The organism is Collinsella sp. i06-0019-1H4, from assembly GCF_042849575.1.
Lineage (GTDB): Bacteria > Actinomycetota > Coriobacteriia > Coriobacteriales > Coriobacteriaceae > Collinsella.
The window spans coordinates 727,922-745,132 of the sequence record NZ_BAABYB010000001.1 but is presented as its reverse complement, the minus strand read 5'-3'; the positions used below and the strand labels follow the sequence as shown (position 1 = coordinate 745,132).

The 17,211-nt window shown below is 60.0% G+C and carries 9 protein-coding genes, 1 tRNA gene and 2 rRNA genes; all 12 read right to left on the bottom strand.

Going from position 1 to position 17,211, the window contains the following annotated elements:
* Positions 1 to 62 precede the first annotated feature (62 nt).
* Positions 63 to 3,039, bottom strand: a 23S ribosomal RNA gene (locus ACGHEN_RS03125).
* 397 nt (positions 3,040 to 3,436) lie between these two features.
* Positions 3,437 to 4,943: ribosomal RNA gene (locus tag ACGHEN_RS03120) — 16S ribosomal RNA — on the bottom strand.
* The 16S and 23S rRNA genes sit together here, the layout of an rRNA operon.
* Before the next feature lie 448 nt (positions 4,944 to 5,391).
* Entirely contained in the window at positions 5,392 to 6,000 is a 609-nt protein-coding gene (locus ACGHEN_RS03115) for a helix-turn-helix transcriptional regulator (RefSeq protein WP_118081240.1), read from the bottom strand.
* Positions 6,001 to 6,272: 272 nt separating this feature from the next.
* Entirely contained in the window at positions 6,273 to 6,632 is a 360-nt protein-coding gene (gene rplT / locus ACGHEN_RS03110; protein WP_390397275.1) for a 50S ribosomal protein L20, read from the bottom strand.
* Between the two features lie 46 nt (positions 6,633 to 6,678).
* Positions 6,679 to 6,870 (bottom strand): 50S ribosomal protein L35, encoded by a 192-nt coding sequence (rpmI, locus tag ACGHEN_RS03105; protein WP_006234422.1) that lies wholly within the window; start codon positions 6,868 to 6,870, stop codon positions 6,679 to 6,681.
* Between the two features lie 32 nt (positions 6,871 to 6,902).
* A complete protein-coding gene (gene infC / locus ACGHEN_RS03100) occupies positions 6,903 to 7,472 on the bottom strand; it encodes a translation initiation factor IF-3 (protein WP_006234423.1) in 570 nt (189 codons plus the stop codon).
* Positions 7,473 to 7,720: 248 nt separating this feature from the next.
* Positions 7,721 to 7,807 (bottom strand) — tRNA-Leu (locus ACGHEN_RS03095).
* A 39-nt stretch (positions 7,808 to 7,846) separates the two neighbouring features.
* Positions 7,847 to 9,280, bottom strand: coding sequence for a transglutaminase-like domain-containing protein (locus tag ACGHEN_RS03090; RefSeq protein ID WP_118081437.1), 1,434 nt, complete (start codon positions 9,278 to 9,280; stop codon positions 7,847 to 7,849).
* Positions 9,281 to 9,630: 350 nt separating this feature from the next.
* Positions 9,631 to 10,497: a class II fructose-1,6-bisphosphate aldolase gene (gene fba, locus ACGHEN_RS03085; protein ID WP_006234429.1), complete on the bottom strand. Its 867-nt coding sequence runs from the start codon at positions 10,495 to 10,497 to the stop codon at positions 9,631 to 9,633.
* A 195-nt stretch (positions 10,498 to 10,692) separates the two neighbouring features.
* Positions 10,693 to 11,376: an MBL fold metallo-hydrolase gene (locus ACGHEN_RS03080; protein WP_390397272.1), complete on the bottom strand. Its 684-nt coding sequence runs from the start codon at positions 11,374 to 11,376 to the stop codon at positions 10,693 to 10,695.
* 84 nt (positions 11,377 to 11,460) lie between these two features.
* Positions 11,461 to 13,821, bottom strand: coding sequence for a RelA/SpoT family protein (locus ACGHEN_RS03075; RefSeq protein ID WP_390397270.1), 2,361 nt, complete (start codon positions 13,819 to 13,821; stop codon positions 11,461 to 11,463).
* A gap of 15 nt (positions 13,822 to 13,836) precedes the next feature.
* Positions 13,837 to 17,124, bottom strand: a complete 3,288-nt coding sequence (gene recJ, locus ACGHEN_RS03070; protein ID WP_390397268.1) for a single-stranded-DNA-specific exonuclease RecJ — start codon at positions 17,122 to 17,124, stop codon at positions 13,837 to 13,839.
* Positions 17,125 to 17,211 lie beyond the last annotated feature (87 nt).

Below are 17,211 nucleotides of genomic sequence, written 5' to 3'. Positions count from 1 at the left end.
CGGGGGCATCCTCGTGCCCGGACCGCGCGTGAGCGCTCAGTCCCGCGGGCCGCGAGGTGCGGTTCCGGAAGAGCTCGGGCGATTAGTGCGGCTCGGCTGAGGACGTCGCCGTCCTTGCACCTGCCGTCTATCGACCAGGTAGTCTACCTGGGCCCTTACCGGAAGGAGAACTAATCCCTGGAACGGCTTCCCGCTTAGATGCCTTCAGCGGTTATCCGCGCCGCACGCGGCTACCCGGCCGTGCCGTTGGTCGACAACCGGTTCACCGGAGGTGCGTCCACCCCGGTCCTCTCGTACTGGGGGCAGCCTCCATCGATTCTCCTGCGCCCACGGAGGATAGGGACCGAACTGTCTCACGACGTTCTGAACCCAGCTCGCGTACCGCTTTAAACGGCGAACAGCCGTACCCTTGGGACCTGCTCCAGCCCCAGGATGCGATGAGCCGACATCGAGGTGCCAAACCTTGCCGTCGATGTGGACTCTTGGGCAAGATCAGCCTGTTATCCCCGGAGTACCTTTTATCCGTTGAGCGACGGCCCACCCACTCGGGGCCGCCGGATCACTAGAGCCTGCTTTCGCACCTGCTCGGCTTGTGGGCCTCGCAGTCAAGCCCGCTTGTACTCTTGCATTCAAAAGGACGGTTGCCGACCGTCCCGAGCGGACCTTCGCGCGCCTCCGTTACCCTTTAGGAGGCGACCGCCCCAGTCAAACTGCCCGCCTGGCACGGTCCCCGAGCCGGTTGACGGCCTCGGGTTAGGACGCCGGTCGCGCGAGGGCAGTATTCCAAGGGCGGCTCCCCGGGGGCTGGCGCCTCCGGATCGATGCCTCCTGCCTATCCTCTACACGCGGGACCAGCGGCCAATGCCAAGCTGCAGTGAAGGTTCACGGGGTCTTTCCGTCCTTCCGCGGGTAAGTCGCATCTTCACGACCAGTGCAATTTCACCGGGTCCATGGTCGAGACAGCGCCCAAGTCGTTGCGCCTTTCGTGCAGGTCGGAACTTACCCGACAAGGAATTTCGCTACCTTAGGACCGTTATAGTTACGGCCGCCGTTTACCGGGGCTTGGCTTCGGGGCCTCGCCTTAACGGCTAACCCCTCCGCGTGACCTTCCGGCACCGGGCAGGCGTCAGACCCTATACGTCGCCTTGCGGCTTCTGCAGAGTCCTGTGTTTTTGGTAAACAGTCGCTTGGGCCTCTCCACTGCGGCCCGCCTCCGCTCCCCGGGCAAGCCGGTTCACGTACGCGCGGGCACCCCTTCTCCCGAAGTTACGGGGCCATTGTGCCGAGTTCCTTGACCATGGTTGACCCGATCGCCTCGGTATGTTCTACCCACCCACCTGTGTCGGTTTGCGGTACGGGCGCGCACGCGCCTGCCTAGGGGTTTTTCTAGGGACCTCGGGCTCACTCGCTTCGCTCAGTCGCTTCGTCCGGAGCCTCGCCCTTCTGCGGACCGGATTTCCCTGGTCCGCGGGCCGCGCTCCATCACGGGGACGTCCAGAACCCCGCCGAGCCACCCCCATCCGTCGCCCCGTCGGTCGTAGCGCCGCGTGCGCGGTGCAGGAATGTCTGCCTGCTGCGCGTCGGCTACGCCTCCCGGCCTCGCCTTAGCCCCCGACTGACCCTGGGAGGATTAGCCTTGCCCAGGAAACCTCGGGTTCACGGCGGACGAGTTACTCTCTCGTCTCTCGCTACTCATGCCAGCATTCTCACTCCCATGCGCTCCACCGTCGGTCGCCCTGACGGCTTCTCCGCCCATGGGAAGCTCCCCTACCGATTCTAATGAATAAAATCCCGCCGCTTCGGTGTCCAGCTTAGCCCCGTGTATTGTCGGCGCATGTCCACTCGACCAGTGAGCTGTTACGCACTCTTTGAATGCATGGCTGCTTCTAAGCCAACATCCTGGTTGTCTGGGCGGACGCACATCCTTTGCCACTCGGCTGGAACTTGGGGACCTTAGCGGGCGGTCCGGGCTGTTTCCCTCTCGAGCACACAGCTTAGCCCACATGCTCTGACTGCCGCGCTCTGGGCCGCCGGCATTCGGAGTTCGGTTGGATTCGGTAGGCGGCGAAGCCCCCTCGTCCATCCGGTGCTCTACCTCCGGCGGTGAACGCGCGACGCTAGCCCTAAAGCTATTTCGGGGAGAACGAGATATCTCCGGGTTTGATTGGCCTTTCACCCCTATCCGCAGGTCATCGCCGCCGTTTTCAACCGACGTGCGTTCGGCCCTCCACGGGGTCTTACCCCCGCTTCAGCCTGCCCACGGATAGCTCACCCGGCTTCGCGTCCGCGGCGCGGGACTCAAGTCGCCCTGTTAAGGCTCGCTTTCGCTCCGGCTCCCTTTCGGTTAACCTCGCCCCGCGCCAGCGACTCGCTGGCTCATTCTACAAAAGGCACGCCGTCACACCCTAAAAGGGTGCTCCGACTGCTCGTGGGCGCACGGTTTCAGGTACTGTTTCACTCCCCTCCCGGGGTGCTTTTCACCTTTCCCTCACGGTACTGGTGCGCTATCGGTCACAGGGTAGTACTCAGGCTTGGATGGTGGTCCACCCAGGTTCGGACCGGGTTTCACGTGCCCGGCCCTACTCAGGGACCGCGTCGCGCCGTCCGGTCTGGGTTCGCGTACGGGGCTGTCACCCGCTGCGGCCGGCCCTCCCATGCCGTTCCGCTCCCCAGCCGGACCTGCGCCCGGGGGCGGCAGCCCCCGGATGCGCGGCCCTGCAACCCCGTCGGCGGAACCCCTGCCGGGTATGCCCGCTCGACGGTTTGGCCATCGGTCCCCTTTCGCTCGCCGCTACTCGGGGAGTCTCGAGATTGATTTCCTCTCCTCCGGGTACTTAGATGTTTCAGTTCCCCGGGTTGTCCTCCCCGGCCCTATGTGTTCAGGCCGGGGATATGCACACTGCTGTGCATGGGTTCGCCCATTCGGAGACCCCCGGGTCGAAGGATGTGTGCTCCTCGCCGGGGATTATCGCAGCTTGCCGCGTCCTTCATCGGCTCCCTGTGCCAAGGCATCCGCCGTGCGCCCGTGGTATCTTGCGGGACCGCATCGGGCCCGCGGGATATCCACGTGTCGCTAAAATTAATTAATCGATATCATGAATAGCGCTCGTATGTCGCAATTCGGGTATCTCATACCGCGGCACAGTGTATGTACTGTGCTCGCGATCAGATGCTCCTCACTCATATATAAGTGAATTCTTCTTGTTTGGATCGGATGAATGATTGCTATCATTCTCTGTTTAAATCGCAGAAAAGAATCGAGTCTGGAAGATGAATCTCTTCCATCTCTCTCCTATCGCTATGCGGCTCTCAAGGTACGCGGGTGCGACCCCGGGGACCGGGTGCTGCGGGGACTTCCCCGGGAAGACATCTGCCGGACGGGCTCCTGCCCTCTATTCGAGTTAAGTTGATCTCTCTAGAAGATTTATCTCCCTAGAAAGGAGGTGATCCAGCCGCACCTTCCGGTACGGCTACCTTGTTACGACTTCACCCCCCTCACCCTCCACACCTTCGGCGCCTCCCCCCTCTCGGTTGGGCCGGCGACTTCGGGTGCAGACGACTCGGGTGGTGTGACGGGCGGTGTGTACAAGGCCCGGGAACGCATTCACCGCGGCATGCTGATCCGCGATTACTAGCAACTCCGACTTCATGGGGGCGGGTTGCAGCCCCCAATCCGAACTGGGGCCGGCTTTCCGGGATCCGCTCCCCCTCGCGGGGTGGCATCCCTCTGTACCGGCCATTGTAGCACGTGTGCAGCCCAGGGCATAAGGGGCATGATGACTTGACGTCGTCCCCGCCCTCCTCCGCCTTGACGGCGGCGGTCCCGCGTGGGTTCCCGGCATCACCCGATGGCAACACGCGGCGGGGGTTGCGCTCGTTGCGGGACTTAACCCAACATCTCACGACACGAGCTGACGACAGCCATGCACCACCTGTATGGGCTCCTCTCGGCCACGGGGTCTCCCCCGCTTCACCCATATGTCAAGCCCTGGTAAGGTTCTTCGCGTTGCTTCGAATTAAGCCACATGCTCCGCTGCTTGTGCGGGCCCCCGTCAATTCCTTTGAGTTTTAGCCTTGCGGCCGTACTCCCCAGGCGGGACGCTTAATGCGTTGGCTGCGGCACGGGGGGGATCGTCCCCCCACACCTAGCGTCCATCGTTTACGGCTGGGACTACCAGGGTATCTAATCCTGTTCGCTCCCCCAGCTTTCGCGCCTCAGCGTCGGTCTCGGCCCAGAGGGCCGCCTTCGCCACCGGTGTTCCACCCGATATCTGCGCATTCCACCGCTACACCGGGTGTTCCACCCTCCCCTACCGGACCCAAGCCGCGGAGGTTCCGGGGGCTTCGGGGGGTTGAGCCCCCCGCTTCGACCCCCGGCCTGCCGGGCCGCCTACGCGCGCTTTACGCCCAATGAATCCGGATAACGCTCGCCCCCTACGTATTACCGCGGCTGCTGGCACGTAGTTAGCCGGGGCTTCTTCTGCAGGTACAGTCTTGACTCTTCCCTGCTGAAAGCGGTTTACGACCCGAAGGCCTCCGTCCCGCACGCGGCGTCGCTGCGTCAGGGTTCCCCCCATTGCGCAAGATTCCCCACTGCTGCCTCCCGTAGGAGTCTGGGCCGTGTCTCAGTCCCAATCTGGCCGGTCGGTCTCTCAACCCGGCTACCCGTTGTCGGCACGGTGGGCCGTCACCCCGCCGTCTACCTGATGGGCCGCGGAGCCATCCCCTCCCGTCGGGGCTTTAGCCGGGGTGCCATGCGGCACCCCGGGGTATCCGGTATTACCCGTCCTTTCGGGCGGCTATCCCGGGGGAGGGGGCAGGTTCTCCACGTGTTACTCAGCCGTTCGCCACTCGCTTCTGCCCGAAGGCAGGTGCCGTTCGACTTGCATGTGTTAGGCGCGCCGCCAGCGTTCATCCTGAGCCAGGATCGAACTCTCCGTCCAAAGTAAATGGGCTTCGAGCCCGTCCGGTCCTCTCAGTTCATCGCTGATCGGTTCCGTTCGATTCATATGGTTTTAGTATAGGAAAAGGAATTTCTCGGGGCCGCCTCTCGGCGGCCTTGCGAAAAACAAATCCAAGTTAGACCATTTCAAATGGTTCGATGTCTGCCCGGATGCGACACCCGTAGGTGTCCATCCTCGCAGTATCCGGTTCTCAAGGTGCACGCCTGCGCGGTACATCCGGTTCGACCGGGCCGCGCGGCAAGGAGATATATTGCCAGACCGGAGGGGCCCCGGTGGCGGGAATCTGGGCCTCCACGGTTCCTACACAAATGAGGATGGGACCTTCTCTGTGAGAGACTAGAAAGAACAGGGCCGCGGCCCCCCTATTAGAGCGGCCCTTCGGTTTTCCAACGGTTAAGCTTCGGCCGCATTAATGGCTGTATACCCATTAGAAATGGGACATAGCAGCGTTAACGAGTTCAAAAACGATTAGTCCAATAAGAGCCGCTGCGGCAAACTTGATGGCATTCGCAAGCTGTGGATGCTCGTAAGCCCAGCCCGTCCTCGTCTCTTCGCTGTCCGCCTTCTTTCCGTCCAAGAAGTCGGATATCTCTTGATACGTCACCAAATCATTCTTCTTCTTGATATGTTCCGCTGCAAGCGCGCAGCACATTGCGCCAGCACCAAAGACGCCTGCCAACACCATCGTCGGAACGCACTGGACCATCCCCCACCCGTGGTTTTGTTGCCACATGAGCCAGGCCATAGAGACGGTAAACGCAAGAAGCCCAGCCAACATCCCCGCACCCAAGCGATAGAGCGTGCCCCTATCGCGTTCAACCCTTTCTCTAATTATTGAAATGTCGCCTTTAACAAGCTCGTCAATCGTTACATCCAGTTGTTCAGACAGCAGTAGGAGACTCTGGATGTCGGGGTACGTTTTACCGCGCTCCCAATTACTGATGGTCTGACGTGTTACAAAAATGCGCCTTGCAAGATCCTCCTGGGACAAACCAGCATCGAGTCGATACTGTTTAAGGTGTTTTGGCAGCTGCATGGCGTTCCCTTCGAATGCATCTCAACTCTTATTGGGCGGCTACACAACAGAAGCCGGCAAGCAAAGCGTAATCCCAAAATCAAACCCATACGGATGGCTGCGCGCAGATTAGAGTGTCAAAAATCTTTGACACATACGCTACCTGCTCTTTCTTGCAACTCGGACGCTATCGAATTGATCGGTTTGGCTACGTCCCAAATCGATCACATCCCTAATCAATCAAAAAGGGGCGCTTCCGGATTGGAAGCGCCCCTTTAAGATGCAAGAAGCAATTAAGCCTCGAGAGCCTTCTTGGCAATGGCAGCCAGCTCGTTGAAGGACTCGATGTCCTCGTAAGCCATCTGAGCCAGAACCTTGCGGTCGAGCTCGATGCCGGCAACCTTCAGGCCGTGCATGAACTGAGAGTAAGAGATGTCGTTCAGGCGAGCGGCAGCGTTGATGCGGGTGATCCAGAGAGAGCGGATCTCGCGCTTCATGTTGCGGCGATCACGATACTGATACTGCAGGGAGTGCTGGACCTGCTCTTTAGCATGCTTGTAAGTACGCGAAGCGGCACCGTAGTAACCCTTCGCACGGTGCATAACGGTACGGCGCTTCTTCTTGGCGGCAACAGCGCGCTTAATACGTGCCATGTTCTATCAACTCCTAGACGGTAAAACGAAAAACGGGAACGCGAACTTAGGCGAGACGCGACTTGATGACCTTGCGGTCGGCAGCGGCGATCTCGGTCTCCTGACGGAAGCCACGCTTACGCTTGGTGGACTTCTTGCTCAGGATGTGGCTCTTGAAAGCCTTGGCGCGCATAAGCTTGCCGGTGCCAGTCTTGCGGAAACGCTTCTTGGTGCCGCTGTGGGACTTCATCTTAGGCATGAAATACTCCTTAATCGGTTACAGAACACTAGTTACTTGGTATCGCTTGCCGCTTTATCCTCATCGAAGGCGCCCTTAATCGGGGCGAGCAGCATAAGCATGTTACGGCCTTCCATCTTAGGCTTGGACTCGACCGTAGCGTAAGGCTTGAGATCCTCGGCGAGACGCTCGAGAACGTTAAGACCCTGCTCCGGGTGAGCCATCTCACGGCCGCGGAACATGATGGTGATCTTAACGCGTGCGCCCTTCTTGAGGAAACGCAGAACGTGGCCCTTCTTGGTCTCGTAATCGCCAACGTCGATCTTGGGTCGGAACTTCATTTCCTTGACCTCGACCTTAGACTGGTTCTTACGAGCGGCCTTGGCCTTCATGGCCTGCTGGTACTTGAACTTACCGTAGTCCATGACCTTGCAGACCGGCGGCTCCGCGTTGGGAGCGATCTCGACCAGGTCGAGACCCTGATCGTCAGCGACGCGCTGGGCATCGCGGATGGCGAACAGGCCGAGCTGAGAGCCATCGACGCCAATCAAACGGCACGAAGATGCAGTGATCTCGTCGTTGATGCGGGTGTCATCAGACTTAGCTATTTTCCCTACCTCCATTCATAAAAAAATAACCCGGCGCTTCTTTGCAACCAGGTCGTACACATAGACATCCTCGATACGAGGAAGGGAATCTAAGTTGTATGACCAGTCAGCTGCTCATTGGCGCCAAAAGGTGGGAACCCTCGGGTTCCTCTTTAGGGCATTGCGGGAACAACGCCTTGCGAATAATAACACGTATAGTGCGCTATCACATTACGTACACGAAAAAGGGGGTCTTGACCCCCTTGAACGCTCAGTTGCATGTATGGTGCCCGAGGCGAGACTCGAACTCGCACGTTGTTGCCAACGGTGGATTTTGAGTCCACTGCGTCTGCCAATTCCGCCACTCGGGCACGTAATGCGTGAGTTAGTTTATCACAGCTTTCTGTTGATTAGTCCGAAAATGGAACTTCGAGCATTTCGATGAGTTCGACCGTGCGGAGCATCTCACGCTGACGGCATCCGCGACCGTCGACCGAAGCCTCACCCATCTGGTTATCGTAAGGGTCCTCGCGCATGCCGTCGAAAGAGGGCTCAAACTCTGCCTGGAATCGATTGTTGGCCACCATACGCCACGGGTCGAGATTGCCAAAGTAGTGATGGCGGCGCCACTCCTCCCCCATCCTGCGAGCAGAAGATCCAAATGACACGTCGGCGTTGAGCCAACCGGTCTGCGGCGTATAGAACTCTGCCCAGTCGTGCGGCCCCACCGAATCGGGCGCAACATACAGGCCGCTCTGCCAACGGGCAGGCACGCCCGCGATACGGCACATGGTGATGAACGTGAGCGCCATAACGCCGCAATCGCCACGGAGCGAATGCGCGCAGTCATCGGCAATAGATCCCAAAAGCAGGTACGGCGGCTGATAGCGATAGTCGATATGCTGCGTCAGGTAATCATAGATAGCACGGGCGCGATCGAGCGGATCCTCGAGTCCGTCAACAACACCGGCCGTCAGCTGCTGCAGATACGGCGTGAATGCAATGTGCGGACGGTCCTCGGAAATATCTTCGGGCAACGGCGCGTCCATACAGGGATGCGCTGGAAGTGCACCCCCATAGATATCGCGATAAGCGGCATCGATTTGATAGCGATAGGTCACCGAGAATGTGCGATCGGTCGAGGAGACCCACGAGGCAGTACGCGCCGAGGCGCTCGCAGGAGCAATGGCCCCCTCCGGCGTCATATCAAGTATCTCGACCTGGGACTGCTGGCGGCAGGCGGCGGCAACGGGAAGCCACGCGCGAACGGTCTCCCCCTCCAAAGCACCGGGGACAGACACGCATGCCTTAAGCGTAATGGTGCGAGACAGCCCGCCCTGCGACTCCATCTCCTCGAGCATCTGGTTGCGCAGCGCAATTCCATCCGCAGAATCGGGACGCAGACCCGGAACCTCCTTGGGATACACGCGCAAAGAATCAAGGAAGTTGTCAAGAACGAACAGCTCGCCATCGATAAAGCGCCAATCGATACGCTTGCGGTCAATCAGGTCGTCAAACTGCTCTTCGGTAAACTCAGGCCACTCCTCGCGGATCATCTCGATAGCCCGATCACGCGACACCGAAAAATGAAGCGGCGTCTCGATCATGCGATACCGCTCGGCGCGAACGCAGGCAGCCAGCGAAGGCTCAGGGTTCTGCTCCAAAAGGCGATCGCAGGCGGCAACAGCCTGCGTCAAATACCCGGCATCCTTAAGACGAAGAATCTCAGGCGGTAGCCCAATATCGAGATGGCGAAAATCATCACAGCAAACATCAACAGAGCAACCAACAGGACCCTCGTCAATAACCTTCCCATCCGAAGGCAGCACATCAATAACAGCCACACCAAACTCCAAGTCATTCGAACTCCTGGAGTCCATTGTAACGAGATAGAAAGAAAGCCCCAACAAGGGAGCCATCAACGCCGCTGAACGGTACCTATAAAAATGAATTCAGCCCAGTAACCCTGTAGCGAGTTAACAAAGGAGGCCCCGTTCACCCGGAGCTTTTCCCATTGCGCGACTTCTGGCGAAGCCAGTAGCCACCTTAATTCAGACTCGTAACCCTGCGGCGTTAAACGAAGGAAGCCCCGTCCCCCGGAACTGTTTCCTTGGCGTGACTTCTGGCAAAGCCAGGTGAGCGCAAAGGAAACAGTGTAGGGGGACGGGGCTTCCGGCGGGAAGTTTAACGACGCTTACGCCTTGTTGACGGAGCCAAACTCCTCCATGAGCTCCTTGGTGCGGGCAACGATGTTGTCGCGACCAGGCTTGAGGAGCTTGCGGGGATCAAAGCCCTTGCCCTGCTGATCCTTGCCAGCCTCGATGTACTCGCGGACGCCCTTGGCGAAGACGAGCTGCAGGTCGGTGTTGACGTTGATCTTGGAGATGCCCAGGGAGATGGCCTTCTTGATCTGATCCTCGGGGATGCCGGTACCACCGTGCAGAACGAGGGGCAGGTCGCCGGTCTGAGCCTTGATCTCGCCCAGACGCTCGAAGGAAAGGCCAGCCCAGTCGGCGGGATACACGCCGTGGATGTTGCCGATGCCGCAGGCGAGGAAGTCGACGCCCAGGTCAGCAATCTGCTTGCACTCAGCAGGGTCAGCGAGCTCGCCGTTGGAGGTCACGCCGTCCTCGGTGCCGCCGATGCCGCCGACCTCGGCCTCGATGGACATGCCCTTGGAGTGGGCAAGCTCAACGAGCTCCTTGGTGCGGTCGAGGTTAAGCTGGAAGGTCTCCTCGTGAGAGCCGTCATACATGATGGACGTGAAGCCGGCCTCGATGCACTTGAAGCAGTCCTCGTAAGAACCGTGATCGAGGTGAAGGGCGACGGGAACGGTAACGCCCGTGGCCTCGACGGCAGCCTTGACCATGTCGGCGCAGACCTTGAAACCGCCCATCCACTTAGCGGCACCAGCGGTGCACTGAAGGATCAGCGGAGACTTGGCCTCCTCGGCGGCCTGGAGAATAGCCAGGGTCCACTCGAGGTTGTTGGTGTTGAAGGCACCGAGAGCGTACTTGCCGGCCTCGGCCTTCTTGAGCATGTCTGCTGCGTTGACGAGCATAAAAGAAACCTCCTGTAAGGTTGCTCCGATAACGCCTGAGATTTTACCACGGCGTACCCGAGCATAAACGTTCGTTTGTTCACGAATATCGTCCAAACAGACTTTTTTTGACCGTTTGCCCTACGGAATCGACCCGTTGGGGAAAAATAGCTTGACGTTTGGACGCTTCTCGTGCTTCAGGAGCTGACTATAAAGCTACACCTGCATGAAAGGGTTCTGCATGAGCTCGCGTGCCATGGTGGTCGAATCGCCATGGCCGGTTAGGCAAACGGTATCGGGCGGGAGAAGCCGGGCGAGCTTGGAGAGCGAGCGCAGAATCGCCGCCTCGTCTCCTCCAGAAAGATCGGTGCGGCCGTGGCTGCCCGGGAATAGTGTGTCGCCCACAAAGGCAATGTTCCCCTGCTCGGTGGCAGCAAACAAGACGATCCCGCCCGGCGTATGCCCTGGCGTCTCGATCACCTGCAGGCAGATATCGCCCACCTCGATAGCATCGCCTTCGGCGAGCAGGCGCGTCGGCTCCCCGGGGTCAGGCGTCTCAATGCCCCACATAGCTCGCTGTTCCTCGATGTTCGCATGCGGCACCGCCACATCCTTGGCACACAGCTCATACTGGCAGCCCTCGCCAACGGTGGTTCGCACGCCGGCAACACCACCAACATGATCGGCATGGCCATGAGTGCATACGGCGCCAAGCACGCGTACACCGGCATGTTCGGCTCGAATATGCTCCACCAAACGCTCGCCTTCCCATGCGGGGTCGATAATCACGCACTCATTGTCCGAAATAACAGCATAGCTATTGGTCTGAATGGGACCGTTTACGAGCGTCTCAATCTCGACCGATCCCTTGGGAGTTAAATCCAAGGACACAGCACTCATGTCCCTCTCCTCTCTATAGAACTCGAGGCATCAAACGATGCCTCGAGTGTAGCGAATATCGATAATGTGACACGTTCGTCGCGACTAAACGCGGCGCTTAAGCTGGGCTCCACCCTCGCCGGGCATCAGGCGGCGCGCGTCGTAGACCGAGTCGACGCTGCTGATAGAGGCCAGCAGCGGATCCAGACCACTCGCGTCCGAGATCTCGACCATAAAGCGCAAGGTTGCAATACCCTCGCGGTTGGTCGACGTGGCGGCGGAAAGAATATTGCCGCCTGCATCGCCAATGGCGATGGTGACGTCCTTGAGCAGGCCCATGCGGTCCAGGCACTCGACCACAATCTCGACCTGGAAAAGCGTATCGGCAGCACCATCCCACTCTACGTCAATCATGCGCTCGGGATGTTCCATAAGGCCCTTGACGTTGGGGCAGTTGGCGCGATGCACCGAAACGCCACGACCGCGCGTGATGAAGCCGACGATGTCGTCGCCCGTCACGGGGTTGCAGCAATGAGCCAGACGGACCAGCAGGCCGCTGTTGCTCTCGCCCTTGACGATAATGCCGTTACTGGCGCTCTTACCGCGCTTTTGCGGCTTGCGGTTGGAGCCGCGAGCGGGCTGCTTTACGACCTCGGCGATAGCCTCGGCCTTGGTGAGCTGTTCCTCGGGCTTGGGGTCCAAGATTTGCTCGACCTTATTGCCCACAGCGCGCGGGGCGACCTTGCCCGCGCCAACGGCTGCAAAAAGGTCCTCGAGCTGCTTGAAGTTAAACTGCTCCGCCACGGCGTTGAGCGCACGCGTGGATCGTGGCGTAGAGATGCCATACCCGCGCTTACGCAGGTCCTTGGCCAGTATATCGCGGCCGGCGGCAGCGTCGTCATCCTTGGTCGCGGCGGTGAAATAACGGCGAATCTTTGACTTGGCCGAAGGTGTCTTGACGATCTTGAGCCAATCGCGCGACGGCTTAGAGCTCTTGTTAGTCAGAATCTCGACACGGTCACCCGTCTTGATCTCGTGCGTGAGCGGCGCCACCGCACCGTTGATTTTGGCGCCGACACAGTGGTTACCGACCTCGGTATGAACGGCGTAGGCAAAGTCGAGCGGTGTAGAGCCGGCACGAAGCGCCATGACCTCGCCCTTGGGCGTAAAGACAAAAATTTCCTGGTCGAACAAGTCGACCTTCAGCGAATGCAGGTATTCCTTGGCATCGGTGATCTCGTCAGACGCCGCCCAGTCGAGTGAGTGCTTGAGCCAGTTGATCTGGTCGTCCAGACGCTGCGCATCGTTAGTCTTGGAGGCAGACGATCCGCCCGACTTCTTATACAGCCAGTGGGCAGCGATGCCATACTCGGCCTGCTCGTGCATTTCGTAGGTTCGAATCTGAATCTCGAGCGGACGGGCCGTGGGGCCGATAACCGTCGTGTGAAGCGATTGGTAGTTATTGACCTTGGGCATGGCGATATAGTCTTTAAAACGACCGGGCATGGGATGCCACAGGGTATGCACGGCACCAAGCGTGGAATAGCAATCGCGCACCGAATGAGTGATGACGCGCAGCGCCACCAGGTCGTAAATCTCGGAGAACTCCTTGCCCTTGCGCTTCATCTTTTGATAGATGGACCAATAGTGCTTGGAACGACCGTTGATCTGAAAGCCCTCAAGACCAATGCGATTGAGCTCATCGGTGAGCGTCTTGATGGTCTCGGCCAGATAACGCTCGCGAACCTCGCGCGACTCGGATACCATGCGCGCGATGCGCTGGTAGGCATCGGGCTCCAAGTAGAAAAAGGACAGGTCCTCGAGCTCCCACTTGATTGAACTCATGCCCAGGCGGTCGGCCAAAGGCGCGTACACGTCCATGGTCTCGCGTGCCTTAAACAGGCGGCGGTCCTCGCGCAGAGCGGCAAGCGTGCGCATGTTATGCAGGCGGTCGGCGAGCTTGACGATGATGACGCGGATGTCCTTGGACATGGCGAGGAACATCTTGCGCAGCGTAAGCGCCTGCTTCTCGTCCATGCTGTCGACTTCAATGTTGGTGAGCTTGGTCACGCCGTCGACGAGCCCTGCCACGGTTTCGCCAAACAGACCCGAAACATCGGCAAGCGAGGTCTCGGTGTCCTCGACGGTATCGTGCAGCAACGCGGCGCACACCACATCGCAGTCCATCTTGAGGTCAGCCAGAATGATAGCTACCTCGACGGGATGGTTAATGTACATCTCACCCGAGCGCCGCTTTTGGTTGCAGTGCTTCTCGGCAGCAAAGCAGTAGGCCTGCTCCACATTGGAGAAGTCGTCCTCGTTCATATATTTGAGGCACAGACGCTCCAGCTTGTCGTAGCTGTCCGCCATAATCTCGGGCGGCAGCTCATCGGCATGTTTATAGTGCTCCATCTCCGAAAACGGCTGGAGGGTGGAATCATGGGCGGTACGGGCTGCGGCGTCCATCGAGGTCCCCTTCCCCTAGGCCCGCGGTACGATCGGGCGGTTAACTTTGGCTAGCATATCAGAAGCGCACGAATCGAGTGCCCAGCTCCGAAAAGCCGTGAACTCCATGCGCGAGCGCAAGCCCTCCAAATAGCGAATTGACCTGCTTAATTGCACGCGACCGGGGTTTTCCGCCATCGCGATGCGACGCGTATCGTCAAACCCCGAAACGCGGCAGAAACCGAGTTCTTCGAAGATTCCCAGGCCGCTTTCCACCGAGCGCTCGTCGACCGGCGTGCGGGCATCGATGGCAAGACACATCTGCGCAATGTCGATATCGCTCGCGCAGAATGAATCGTCCCCCGTCTTGCCACGGTTGGAGCGCCACATGGTCTGCAGCGCTCGATAGAGAGTGACAAGCTCATCGCGCTCGGGCGCGTAACAATCGAGCAGGCGCTCATTAATACGAGCGTCACGCGACGAATAGAGCAGGTGAATCACGGCGGGCTGTCCATCGCGGCCGGCACGGCCACTCATCTGGTTAAACTCAATCGCACCAAACGGCATGTGGTAGAGCACGACATGACGGATATCGGGCAGGTTGACGCCCTCACCGAAGGCAGAGGTCGAAACGATGCAACTGAGGCTTCCGTCGCGAAACGCTTCCTCGACACGGCGGCGATCGGAGCGCGCAAGCCCGGCGTTATAGAACGCAATATGGGTCGCGCAGTCGGGCACGCGTTTGCGCAACGTCTTGGCAAGCGCCACGGACTGGTCGCGCGAGTTGACGTAGATGACGGTCTTCTCCCCCGTCGCCACGATTGACACCAGGCGATTTTCGCGGCTCGCAAGGTCACGGTCGTCCTCGAGTTGCAGGTTCTCGCGAACGGTCTCGTCGACCACCGTCCTGGTAATCGGCAATACACGAGCAAGCTCCGCCACGACCGGGGCCGTCGCGGTAGCCGTTGCCGCCATGACAACGGGGTCGCCCAGGGCTTTGAGAATATCGGGCATGTCGAGGTAGGCGCTCCGGTCGCCGCCTTTGGCAAGACCGGCATGGTGTGCCTCATCGATAACGACAAAGCCAATACGTCCAGAACGTGCAAAGCGATCGCGATGGATAGACAGGAACTCCGGCGTCGTGAGAACGATGCCGGTGCGGCCCGAAGCCAGGCCGGCAAACACGTCATCGCGCGCTGCCTCCACGGTCTCGCCGGTCAACACGCCCACGCCAATGCCGAGCGCAGCCATCGTCGACGAGAGGTGATAAGCCTGGTCGGCAACGAGCGCGCGCAGCGGATAGACAAAGATGCTCGCCCGCCCACGAAGGACCGCCTCGCGCGCGGCGTGCACATGGAAGATGAGCGACTTGCCGCGCCCCGTCCCCATAACGGCCAAGACGCTCTGGTGGTCGGCGAGCGCGTCGAGTGCCTCGACCTGCGCGCGATGCGGCTGGTTCGAGCCGATAAAGCTATGGATAAGCGAGCGCGTGAGCTCGGTATAAGAAAGCTGGGCGAGCGTCTCACGTTTACGCGACTCCAGGCGCAGGCCAGAATCCGCTGGTTGCACGCCGCGGCGAAGCTCACATGCCGGATCGTCGATATTGGGCGCCGCGGTATCGCGCACCAAGACATCTTTAATCATGAGCTTGGGCTTCACACGTCCCTGCCAATGTTCGGCCACGGCCTCGAACACCAAGTCGACGGCACTGTCGCAATTGATGAGTTTATCGATCTGCGGCACGCGGAACATGATGGCCGGCACGCTCGCGGCGCCATCGGTCGCCACAAAGCGCATGTGCTCGCCGGTTTTGCCCACCACGGCGCGATCGCACATCGTCACGCCCTCGGCGGCCAGAAGCGGCACCTTATTGCCCTGGCCAAACGGCTCAAGACGGGAAATCTGCTCGATGGTCTCGATATTCAGCTCGGAGAGGTCAACGGTGGCGGCAACCTCGTCAGTGTCCTCAAAGTCATCGGCAGGAAGCTCCGATAGCACGGCCGAAAGGCGACGGCGGAACTCATCGAGCTTGGATGCCTCGATGGTCACGCCCACCGCACCGGCATGCCCGCCGCGACGAATCAGCAGGTCGGAGCAGCGTTCTACGGCGTCGAACAGGTTGACTTTGCCCACCGAGCGACCCGAACCGCGAGCGATACCGTCCTCGATCGAGAACAGCAGCGCCGGCACGTGATAACGGTTGGTCAGGCGGCTCGCCACGATGCCCTTGACGCCCTCGTGCCAACCTTCGCCGCCCACGACAATCGCGCGCCCGCCGTCATAAGTCTCCTCGACCTTCGCCATGGCATCGCGCGTAAGCTCGGCCTCGATCTCGCGGCGTTGGCGATTGATTTCCTCGAGCTCGGCGGCAAGCGCGCTCGCTTCGATGGGGTCGCGGGCAAGCAGCAGGTCGAGCGCCAGCTTGGGATCAGCCATGCGGCCGGCAGCATTCAGACGAGGGATGAGCGAAAACGACAGGCCGTCGGCCGTAATGGTAGAAAGGTCGGCCTTGGCAAGTGCGGCAAGCGCGATATAACCGGGGCGGGCCGTCACGCGCATCTGCTGGATGCCCTCGGCGACCAGTGCGCGATTCTCGGGCGTGAGCGGCATCATGTCGGACACGGTGCCCAGCGCCGCGACCTCTATCAGCGAACGCCAATACGACGGCTTGCCCAAACGCTCGCCCAGGACCTGTACCAGCTTAAGCGCCACACCGGCACCGGCAAGCTCGCGCGAGGGGCCCTCGTCCTCGAGCTTGGGGTCGGTCAGGGGCACGCCCTGCGGCACCTGGTCGGACGGCTCGTGATGGTCCGTGACCACCAAATCAATCCCCAGGCTCTCCAGGTAGGAGACCTCTTCCTTGGCAGCAATACCGTTATCGACGGTCACAATCAGGTTGGGTTGAGCAAGCTCGTTGACGCGGTCGAGCGCCGCACGCGACAGGCCGTAGCCCTCGTCAAAGCGGTGCGGAATAAACGGCGTGACGTTGGCGCCAAACGAACGTAGCGCCTCGGTCAACAGACAAGTCGACGTAATGCCGTCGACGTCAAAATCGCCAAAGACGGCGATACGCTCGTGGTTGCGAATAGCACGCTCAACGCGGTCGGCGACGACCGCCATGCCCGGAATAACAAGCGGGTCCGCCCAGTCGCGATCGAGCGAAGGCGTCAAAAACAGCTGGCCTTCCTCGATGGATGTAATGCCGTGCGCAACCATAATGCGCGCCACCAGCCCGGGTATGCCCAGACCAGCCGAAAGCTCCTTTTCGAGCTCGGGATTTTGCTGAGCGACCGCCCAGCGATGCGTCGTCTTAAGCGATGACATAGGCGCCCACCCCCGATAGGGGCAGGTCGCCGCGATACCTCTCACGGTTCATAGCGATGAGTCCTCTGTGTATGCCCGCTTCGGCAG